Source organism: Qipengyuania huizhouensis (assembly GCF_019711635.1).
GTDB classification, from domain to species: domain Bacteria; phylum Pseudomonadota; class Alphaproteobacteria; order Sphingomonadales; family Sphingomonadaceae; genus Qipengyuania; species Qipengyuania huizhouensis.
On the sequence record NZ_JAIGNT010000014.1, the window covers coordinates 65,532 to 75,047 of the forward strand.

The following is a 9,516-nucleotide window of genomic DNA, read 5'->3' on the forward strand; positions in this document are numbered from 1 at the left end:
CGGGTGCGTACTCCTTGTTCGCTTCGCCTCGAAGCTAGTCGCGATCCCCATATGGGTCAGCAATACCCAGTTTTGCAAGCGCTTCGATCTCTAGTTTTTCCATTGCTGTTGCCTGCTCGTCGGAATCGACATGATCATGTCCTGCCAGATGGAGCATTCCGTGGATCAGCAGATGCGCGGTGTGAGCCTCCAGCCCAAGGCCCTTTTCAGCCGCCTCGCACTGGCAAGTTTCGAACGCGAGGGCGATGTCGCCCAGCATTTCCGGCGGGCCGCTCTCGCTCAGCGCCACGAGATCGTCGCGCCCGAGCATGGGGAAAGACAGCACGTTGGTCGGTTTGTCCTTCCCGCGCCATTCCCTGTTCAATTCGTGGACCTGCCCGTCGACTGTAAAGAGCACGCTGGCGATCAGTCTAGGATTCCCGAGCGCTGGCTCGACCCCGGCTACGGCTTCGTGCGCGCGCTCGGTCAATGTGGTCCAGTCCTTGTCTTCCGGCCAGCCGTCGATCTCGATATCGAAATGCACTTAGGCGTTCGGTCCCTCGTAGGCCTCGACGATGCGTCCCACGATGGGGTGGCGCACCACGTCGGCCGCCGTAAACCGGATGGTGCCAAAGCCCTCGACACCCTCCAGCTTACCCACCGCATCTGCCAGGCCGCTCATACCGTCACCGCCGGGAATATCTACCTGACGAGGATCGCCGCAGACGACCATCCGGCTGTTCTGGCCGAAACGTGTAAGAAACATCTTCATTTGCTCGCGCGTGGTGTTCTGCGCCTCATCGAGGATGACGAAGGCATCGGCCAGCGTGCGCCCGCGCATAAAGGCGATTGGCGCAATCTCGATTTCTCCCGACGCCAGCCGCCGCTCGACCTGTTCGGGCGGCATGCAATCGTAAAGCGCATCGTATAGCGGGCGCAGATAGGGATCGACTTTTTCCTTCATGTCCCCGGGCAGGAAGCCAAGCTTCTCGCCCGCTTCCACGGCGGGACGCGAAAGGATCAGGCGTTGGACGCTGCCGTTGATCAGCTGAGCCACCGCCTGTGCCACTGCGAGATAGGTCTTCCCCGTTCCTGCAGGACCAAGCGCAAAGATGATATCGTCGCGTACCAGGCTGCGCATATAGGTCGCCTGCATGGCGCTACGCGGCACGATGGTCTTGCGCCGCGTGCGGATCATGATCGGCGGGCCTTCGGGCTTGCCGTCCAAGATGCCGTCCAGTGTCGGTTCGTTGGACATGGCGATCAGCGATTCGATCGCGCCAGCGTCAAGATCCTGACCCATTGCTAGCCGGTCGTACATTTCATTGAGCACGTCTCGCGCGCGGGCCACACTGTCTTCCGGTCCTTCGATATGGATCGCATTGCCGCGGGCGGAAATGAATACGCCCAGCCGGTTCTCGACCTGCACCAGATTGGCGTCGAATTGTCCGAACAGGGCACCGAGCAGGCTCTGATTCTCGAAGTTCACATCCACTTGTGCGCGGCGAACCTCGCGCTGGGGTGCGGGCGGTTTGGTCAGGGCCGGTTCGGCCTGCCGAGCTGGTTTGCGAGCCATCTGCTCCTTTCGCATGGGTTGCGAGTCGGAATCTAGGCGCTCTCCGGTACTTGGCAAGTCGGCTTGCGACAGGCCGGTGGAAAGTCACCTGTTTGTAATCAGGCGGCGACGGTTTCGCGCAATTTTCCGGCGAGCGAATTGGGCCCCGCTTCGACCAGTTCGACTTCAACCATATCGCCGATTTCACATTCGCCCTCGAACCACACGCTTTGCAGCCAGGGCGACTTACCGAGCCACTGGCCGGGCAGCTTGCCCTTGCGCTCGACCAGCACTTCGCAGGTCTTGCCGACGCTTGCTTCGTTGAAAGCAAGCTGGTGGCGGTTGAGCGCGGCCTGCAGGCGCTGGAGACGTTCGTCCATCACCTCGCGCGGGATCTGTCCGTCCATAGTCGCGGCGGGCGTGCCGGGACGCGGCGAGTATTTGAAGCTGAAGGCCTGCGCGTATTTCACCTCTTCCACCAGCGCGAGCGTCTCTTCGAATTCCGCCTCGGTCTCGCCCGGGAAGCCGACGATGAAATCGCCCGACAGCGCAATATCGGGCCGCGCGGCGCGCACCTCTTCCAGCAGGCGAAGATAGCTTTCCGCCGTGTGGCTGCGGTTCATCGCCTTGAGCACGCGGTCCGATCCGCTCTGCACCGGCAGGTGGAGATAGGGCATCAGCTTGTAAACTTCCGCGTGACACCGAACCAGCCCATTATAAAAATCGTTGGGATGGCTGGTCGTATAGCGAATTCGCTGTAATTCCGGTATCTTGGCAAGCTCTCTTATCAAGCCGTCCAAACCGATTTCGTCACCTTCCGCATTGCTTCCGGACCATGCATTCACATTCTGCCCCAGCAGTGTGATTTCACGCACTCCCTGATCCGCCAGGCGAAGGGCTTCGTCGACCAGATCGGCGAAGGGGCGGGAAATCTCGGCACCTCTCGTATAGGGCACCACGCAATAGGTGCAGAACTTGTCGCACCCCTCCTGCACCGTGAGGAAGGCGGTAGGAAAGCGCTTCTTGCGTGCGGGAAGCGCCGCGAACTTTGCGATGGCCGGCATGTCGGTATCGGTCGCCCGCTCGCCCTTCACCGCTTTTTCGAGCATTTCTGGCAGGCGGTGATAGGCCTGCGGGCCAACGACCATGCTGACCGCGGGACTGCGCGCCATGATCTCCTCGCCCTCGGCCTGCGCCACGCAGCCCGCCACCGCAATCAGCGGCTCCTTACCGACCTTGCGCCCGGCCTTGGTGAGGCGCCCGATATCCGAATAAACCTTTTCCGCCGCCTTTTCGCGAATGTGACAGGTGTTGAGTACGACGAGATCGGCTTCCTCGCCTTCGGGCGCAGGCACGATGCCCTGCTCGCCCAGCAACTCGGCCATGCGCTCGCCGTCATAGACGTTCATCTGGCAGCCGAAGCTCTTGACCCTGTAGGTCTTGGGGGAATTGGTAGGTTTCATGGGAGTGGGCGCTCTAGCGCCCTCGGGACGTAGTTTCAATCGGCTTGCGGCTTGCGGTTAAAGTCTATTGTGGCATTGTCGCTGCATGAGAAAAGCACTCGCAGCAATCGTCCCGGTCGCCCTTATCGGTTCGAGCCTATCTGCGCACGAACCTGCGGCAAGCTCTGCTGAAGAACGGTACGAGCAAATCAAGGGATGGGAGGGCCGCTGGAACGTCGAAGAAGTGGACGCTCTACAAATCGTCTTCGAACAAACCGCCCGTGGTCACACAATGGTGGAACGCTGGGAAACTGCCTCGGGCCTGCATTCCATGACTGTCTACCATGTCGACGGCGACGCAATCGTGGCTACTCATTACTGCCCGCAAGGCAACCAGCCGAGCCTCGTGTCAGGCTCTGGCGATCTTAAGACAATCGCTTTTGAATTCCGCGACGTGACCGGTTTGGACAAGGGAGAAAGCCATACGCACTCTCTGTCGTTTACCCAGAACCCCGAAGGATCCTTGCACCGACGTGAAGTTTACATGGAAAGCAGTGGCTTGGGCGATCCAACCACTCTGACGTTGGTCAGATCGCCCCAAGCCGATTGAAATTTAGGAAACAGTCGCCTTCACGATCTTGCCCGGCTCACGAGGAGGCTCGCCTTTGGGCAGCGCGTCGACATGTTCCATGCCGCTCTCGACCTGGCCCCAGACGGTGTACTGGCCGTCGAGGAATTCGGCATCGTCGAAGCAGATGAAGAACTGGCTGTTGGCGCTGTCGGGCACCTGGGTGCGGGCCATCGAGCAGGTGCCGCGGGTGTGCGGTTCGCTGTTGAATTCGGCCTTGAGGTCGGGCTTGTCGCTGCCGCTCATGCCGGTGCCGGTCGGATCGCCGCCCTGCGCCATGAAGCCGGGGATCACGCGGTGGAAGACCACGCCGTCGTAAAAGCCTTCATTCGCCAGCGTGGTGATACGCTCGACATGATTCGGCGCGAGGTCGGGGCGCAGTTTGATCACCACGTCCTTGTTCTCGCCGTCGCCGGTATCGAGAGTGAATGTCAGCTTGTCGGCCATTGGGAATCTCCTGCGGGTTGCGTTGCCCTCCCCATAGATAGCCGGTCCGTCTCTGGCTAGACCGCCGATCCTGATCGCAGGCTCAGTTTGCTCCCTTCATCTGCTCGTCGGCCAGCGACACCCACTCGCGCACATCGGCTAGCAGGGCGTCGAGCGCAGCGCGATCGCGCAATTGACCTCCGAAGATCACCGCCTCGATCCGCGTGGTGTTGGCGATATCTGCGGTGGGGTCCGCGCTCAGTAGCAGCAGGTCGGCGATTTTGCCTTCTGACACGCCGCCGAAATCCGCCGTGCGACCGAGATATTCCGCCGGAACGCTGGTCGCTGCCTGGAGCGTTTCCATCGGAGTAAGACCAGCTGCAACCAGGTGTCGTAATTCGTCGTGCAGACTGAAGCCCGGGAATACCATCGTGTCGTTGGCATCGGTCCCGGCCATGATCTTCACCCCCGCATCGTGCGCCATTCCGGTCGTCTTCAGGCCGAGCCGGAAGAAATCGGCGAGATCGCGCACCATTTCGGGCGGCGCCTCGGCTGTACGGTCGAGATCGGGATTCCACTGCCCCTGCTGCATCGCGGGTATGTAGGCCCGCCGCGCATCTTCGCGATACGAGCTTTCGCCCGCGCGATAATCCATCTCGCGGGTTAGATGCGTCGGCACATAGTAAGTCCCGTGCTCGACCAGAGCGGCAATCTGCGCGGCGCACAATTCTTCGTCGAAGCCGTCGCGCGCTTTGCCGGGAATTGCCTTCCGATCGGGCCACGGCACGTCCTCACCCATTATCTTGGCCATAACCTGTCCACGAAAGACCGCGCCGTGGCTGGAGCAGTCGAGCGGCAGGTCGCGGGCGTGCTCGATCGAGGTCATGCCCATCGCGGCGGCTTCGGCCATGCTGAACATCGGTGGCAAATGCCCGCCGGTCTTTGTCCCCTGTTCGCGCGCTGCAGCGAGGAGCGCCTTGAATGCTTCGGGCTGGAACTCATCGCCGATCTTCAGGATGTCGGGCCGTCGCTCAGCGGCCAGCAGCGCCACCGTCTGCTGCGCCTGCTCGGCATCGGTAGGCCGATAGAGCTTCCAGACGTCATCCGCGTCTTCTGGCCTGTTGCTGTCGATTTTCAGGCTCGACAGTTCGAGGATGCGCGGACCGACCAGCTCGCCCGATTCGATTTTCGCCCGGCTTTCGCGCATCTCGTCGATGCACATGCCGATCTTGCCCCGCTCGATACAATCGCTGCCCATCTCGCGAATACCGGTAACGCCGTTGGCAGCCATCAACTTGAGCGTGGAGATGTGTACCGGACGGATGCTGGAATGCGTGTGCATATCCATCAGGCCCGGGATCAGATATTTTCCCGTGCCGTCCACCACGCTTTCTGCGCCATGCGCTGCGCTTTCGCTGGGGATCACTGCGGTAATGCGCCCATTGTCGATCAGAACGTCGCGGCCAGGGGTGCGGGTCGCTTGCTCCGGATCGATCACGGTGACGTTGCGAACCAGCAGATCGACCGGCTCGGGGGCAGCTGGCTGGGCATCGGGTATCGTCGTGCATGCTCCGGTAAGCAGGAGCGCAAGGCAAAGCAGGGGTTGGCGCATTGGCTGATGTCTTCCTTCCGAGCGTATGATGGGCACATACATACTGTATTATATCACCAACACAACCCCTATGTTCCACCGCTTGCTTTTCGCACGTCCCTGCTTAGAGCGGCGGAATGTCCAACGAGACGCGCCTCGACGATGAAGACGTGATGCTGGCCGATCCGCCAGAGGATGGCGCGCGTCCGGACGACCGCATCGACGACGAGCGGATGGACGAGGAAAACACGCTCAAACCGGCTTTCGTCCGCGCAGTCGAAGATGCACTCGATGCAGGCGAAACCGGCGCGGTTTACGACCTCGTCGAACCGCTCCACCCTGCCGACGTCGCCGACCTTCTCGAACTGTTCGAAAAGGAAGAGCGCCACCAGCTGGCCGCGGCGATCACCGACCTGATGACCTCCGAAGTCGTTGCCGAACTCAACGACTACGTCCGCGAAGAGATGATGGAGGCGCTGCCCGCAGACCGGGTGGCGCAGATCGCCGAACAACTCGAGACCGACGATGCGGTCCAGCTGATCGAGGATCTCGACGAGGACGACCAAAAGGCCATTCTCGCCGAACTCGATCCGGAAAACCGGATCGCGATCCAGGCCGCACTATCCTATCCGGAAGAAACCGCCGGGCGCCTGATGAGCCGCGATTTCGTGGCGGTGCCGGAACACGTCACTATCGGCGACATCATCGATTTCCTGCGCGACGGCCGCGATCTGCCCGAAGACTTCTTCGAGATTTTCGTTGTCGACCAGCGGATGCATCCGGTCGGCACCTGCCAGCTTTCCTGGATATTGCGCACCCCACGCGACGTAGCTCTTGGCGACGTGATGAAGCGCGACCAGACGTTGATCCCGGCCGAGCTCGACCAGGAAGAAGTCGCGCTGATGTTCCAGAAATACGGCCTGATCAGTGCCGCCGTGGTCGATGGCGACGGGCGGCTGGTCGGCCAGATGACGGTCGACGATATCGTCCACATCATCTCCGAAGAGGCGGGCGAGGACGCCCTGCTGATGTCCGGTGCGGGCGAAGGCGACATCAACGAGCCGATCCGCGAAGCTTATTCCAGCCGCGTGCGCTGGCTCGTCGCCAATCTTGGCACAGCGCTGGTCGCATCGCTGATTATCGCGATGTTCGGCGCCGCGATCGAGCAATTGGTCGCCCTTGCCGTGCTGATGCCGATCGTCGCCAGCATTGGTGGCAATGCGGGCACGCAGACCATGGCGGTGACGGTACGCGCCATCGCTACGAACCAGCTGACACGCAGCAATACGGGCCGCATCCTGATACGCGAATTTCGCGTGGCGATGCTCAACGGCGCGACCATCGCGGTTCTGATCGGGCTGGCTACGGCAATCGTCTTCACTCCCCAGCTGGGTACCGTGATTGCCGCCGCCATGGTCATCAACGTGGCCGTCGCGGGGCTCGCCGGGGTGCTGGTTCCCGTCGCCTTCGACCGGCTCGGCCAAGACCCGGCGGTGGCGAGTAGCGTGTTCGTGACGATGATCACGGATTCGATGGGCTTTTTTGCCTTCCTCGGCCTCGCGGTTGCCAGCGGGATTGTGAGCGCCTGAAGCGCGCTACTTTTCCTTCACCAGTGCCGAACTCGCGCCGTCTTGCGTGAAGGTCGCGCCGGTAATCGCGCCATCTTCCTCGCTAAAGACGATCTCAGCATTCACGGCGCGCCAGAAGAATTCCAGCGGTGCGCGCGGAAAAATCGGCAACGCGCCCTGCCCCGTGATCGTGGCGAAGAGTTGGTCACCCTCACGGGTAATCGTCAGGGCGGCATTTGGAGCGAAGTGGTAAACGCCAGCGACACGATCAAGCTGGTCCGGCGTCAGCTGCGCTTCGGTTCTGTCCACGCTCGCAGGCGCCTCAGGAACGGGACCAGCCTTCGCGACCGGCGCTCCGATGAGGGTATGCAACGCGATGTCCTGGGCGGCAGGTTCGACAGCGGAATTGGTCAGCGCAACCACGGCGCGATCGGTGGCGGGCTGCATGGCCATGTAGGATCGAAAGCCCCCGGTCCCTCCACCATGCCCCACGACTTCACCCTCAGGTGCAGGAACGATCATCCACCCCAAGCCCGCGTCAAATCCCGGTCCCTCCCTTCGTTCGGCCAACGACAGCGTCATTGCAGGTGCGATCGGGGATGCAGGATCAAGTGCCGCCTTGAGGAAAATCAACATGTCCGCTGTCGTCGAGCGCATGCCTCCCGCACCGACAAAGACCGAAAGGTCCCACGCGCTGGTTGGCCGCATGTACTCGTCATGGCCGGTCGCAAAGCGCGCTTTCTGATCAGGTGAAAGCGCGATCGTCGTGTCGTCCATCGCAAGCGGTTCTAAGATGCGAGTCCGGAGCAGCGTTTCGAAATCCGTGCCCGCGGCGCGGGATAGCGCATAACCAAGCAGGCCAGCCCCGAGATTGGAGTATTCGTACTGGCTGCCAATATCTCTCGGCAGCTCGTATCGGGCGAGGAAGGCGAGCAGATCCTGCTCGGTGTAGTCGGCGTAGGGGTTGGCCACGTCTGCGGGGCTCAGGTTGTCGGGTAATCGGGGCAAGCCCGAATCCTGCTGCGAAAGATTGCGCAGGGTTATCTCCCGCCCGTTACGCTGGGGCACAGGGGCACCTTCCGGTAGATATCTTGCGACGGGGTCGTCGAGGGAAACTGTCCCATCGAGCACCATGTCGGCCAGCAGCAGCGAAGTGAAAACCTTCGTCATGGAACCGATCTCGAACAGGGTGTCGGCGTCGACCTCTGCTCCGTCACCCGCGACCGTTCGAGTAGCCGCCCCCTGCAGTATCCCCATGATCATTTCGGCTCCGGGCCGTTCGGAAAGTCGGTCTGCGATCATGCTCGAGATCAGCGTGTCCGAAGGGATCGTCCAGTTTTCCGGCAGAGTAGGGCGTTCGGTGGCGGCTGGACGTTCGGGAGGTTGGCCAGCAGCGAGATTCAACGGCAATTGCATCCCAGCCTGACTGAACACCCCGGTCCAGTAGCCAGCAGCCGCGTCCCATTCGCCTGTATAGCTGGCGCCGATCGTGGGAACTGCGAAGGTCAGAGTGCTATCGACAGCTTCAACTTCGGAGAGCGGAATGTCGAACGCCTTCTGATCCGGGCTGTCGAGGGTACCCGCCAGCGTTCCGTCCGCCCGCCGCTCGATTGCAACTCCGATGGAGAGTTCGGTGCTGCCGATAGTGAGCGCGCCTTGCCAATAGCCTTCGACCTGCTGCGCAGCTGCCGGAGTGGATATGACCATGGCTCCGATCATGCACGTGTTCCGCAAATATCCTGTCATCCCCGTTCCCTATTCGATGGCTTACCCGAAGGTTTCTCGTCGGTCTTGGCCGCCTGCCCAATGTAAAAGTTGCTTGAGCCTTGAACCGTATGTCCCCATCTTCATAACCATGCCGCTCCATATGACCAAGATCGCTTTCGAAGCGAAGAGCCACGCCGATCTCAGATCTTGGTTCGAGAACCGTAGCGAAATGCGCCTGACGACTCGCTATCTCCCCAAACGGCATGAGGAGATGCAGGGCGGCTCCCTTTACTGGATACACAACCACTCTCTGGTGGGCCGCAGCCCTATCAAGGGTTTCGAACAACGTCCTGACGGGCGCTGGTGGATCGAGTTGGAGCCGGTGCTGATACCGGTCTATCCCCGTCCCAAACGCGCGCACCAGGGATGGCGCTACCTCCCGGACGACAAGGCCCCGCGCGATCTGAACGAAGGCGAAGACATCGGCGACGTGCTACCGGGAAAGCTGGCTGGAAAGCTCGAACGGCTGGGTCTGATCTGAGGCATGTGTGGACGGCTCTCCGTTGGCAAGGGATAATTTGAACTGAGCTTAGCTTGTTGAGGCGCCCATGTGTCCGGCC

Annotated in this window: 9 protein-coding genes; 3 read left to right on the top strand and 6 right to left on the bottom strand. The window is 61.4% G+C overall.

The features are described 5' to 3' along the window. Positions 1-34 precede the first annotated feature (34 nt). The 3 genes from ybeY to miaB all read right to left on the bottom strand — a co-directional run bounded on the left by ybeY (position 35) and on the right by miaB (position 2,997). Entirely contained in the window at positions 35-523 is a 489-nt protein-coding gene (gene ybeY, locus K3180_RS11410; RefSeq protein WP_221540979.1) for an rRNA maturation RNase YbeY, read from the bottom strand. Then, positions 524-1,555 carry a PhoH family protein gene (locus tag K3180_RS11415; RefSeq protein WP_221540981.1) on the bottom strand — a complete coding sequence of 344 codons (1,032 nt, stop codon included), beginning with the start codon at positions 1,553-1,555 and terminating at the stop codon, positions 524-526. Positions 1,556-1,653: 98 nt separating this feature from the next. Next, a complete protein-coding gene (gene miaB / locus K3180_RS11420; RefSeq protein ID WP_221540983.1) occupies positions 1,654-2,997 on the bottom strand; it encodes a tRNA (N6-isopentenyl adenosine(37)-C2)-methylthiotransferase MiaB in 1,344 nt (447 codons plus the stop codon). Positions 2,998-3,082: 85 nt separating this feature from the next. Between miaB and K3180_RS11425 the strand changes: the two genes are divergently transcribed. Further along, complete coding sequence (locus tag K3180_RS11425; RefSeq protein ID WP_221540986.1) at positions 3,083-3,586, top strand: hypothetical protein; 504 nt, start codon at positions 3,083-3,085, stop codon at positions 3,584-3,586. 3 nt (positions 3,587-3,589) lie between these two features. On the opposite strand, the gene K3180_RS11430 is transcribed toward K3180_RS11425, so the two are convergent. Continuing rightward, complete coding sequence (locus K3180_RS11430; protein ID WP_221540988.1) at positions 3,590-4,051, bottom strand: peptidylprolyl isomerase; 462 nt, start codon at positions 4,049-4,051, stop codon at positions 3,590-3,592. 82 nt (positions 4,052-4,133) lie between these two features. Next, entirely contained in the window at positions 4,134-5,642 is a 1,509-nt protein-coding gene (locus K3180_RS11435; RefSeq protein ID WP_221540990.1) for an amidohydrolase family protein, read from the bottom strand. Between the two features lie 116 nt (positions 5,643-5,758). Between K3180_RS11435 and mgtE the strand changes: the two genes are divergently transcribed. Next, on the top strand, positions 5,759-7,210 hold the full coding sequence (gene mgtE, locus K3180_RS11440) for a magnesium transporter (RefSeq protein ID WP_221540992.1): 1,452 nt from the start codon (positions 5,759-5,761) through the stop codon (positions 7,208-7,210). A gap of 6 nt (positions 7,211-7,216) precedes the next feature. On the opposite strand, the gene K3180_RS11445 is transcribed toward mgtE, so the two are convergent. Beyond that, positions 7,217-8,908, bottom strand: a complete 1,692-nt coding sequence (locus K3180_RS11445) for a serine hydrolase (protein ID WP_221540994.1) — start codon at positions 8,906-8,908, stop codon at positions 7,217-7,219. A gap of 136 nt (positions 8,909-9,044) precedes the next feature. Between K3180_RS11445 and K3180_RS11450 the strand changes: the two genes are divergently transcribed. Then, entirely contained in the window at positions 9,045-9,437 is a 393-nt protein-coding gene (locus tag K3180_RS11450) for a DUF1489 family protein (protein ID WP_221540996.1), read from the top strand. The last annotated feature ends 79 nt before the right edge of the window (positions 9,438-9,516 follow it).

Excerpts from the sequence above, each read along its gene's own strand:
- K3180_RS11415 (WP_221540981.1), bottom strand. The coding sequence starts at position 1,555 with ATGGCTCGCAAACCAGCTCGGCAGGCCGAACCGGCCCTGACCAAACCG.
- miaB (WP_221540983.1), bottom strand. The coding sequence starts at position 2,997 with ATGAAACCTACCAATTCCCCCAAGACCTACAGGGTCAAGAGCTTCGGC.
- K3180_RS11425 (WP_221540986.1), top strand. The coding sequence starts at position 3,083 with ATGAGAAAAGCACTCGCAGCAATCGTCCCGGTCGCCCTTATCGGTTCG.
- K3180_RS11430 (WP_221540988.1), bottom strand. The coding sequence starts at position 4,051 with ATGGCCGACAAGCTGACATTCACTCTCGATACCGGCGACGGCGAGAAC.
- K3180_RS11435 (WP_221540990.1), bottom strand. The coding sequence starts at position 5,642 with ATGCGCCAACCCCTGCTTTGCCTTGCGCTCCTGCTTACCGGAGCATGC.
- mgtE (WP_221540992.1), top strand. The coding sequence starts at position 5,759 with ATGTCCAACGAGACGCGCCTCGACGATGAAGACGTGATGCTGGCCGAT.
- K3180_RS11445 (WP_221540994.1), bottom strand. The coding sequence starts at position 8,908 with ATGATCGGAGCCATGGTCATATCCACTCCGGCAGCTGCGCAGCAGGTC.
- K3180_RS11450 (WP_221540996.1), top strand. The coding sequence starts at position 9,045 with ATGCCGCTCCATATGACCAAGATCGCTTTCGAAGCGAAGAGCCACGCC.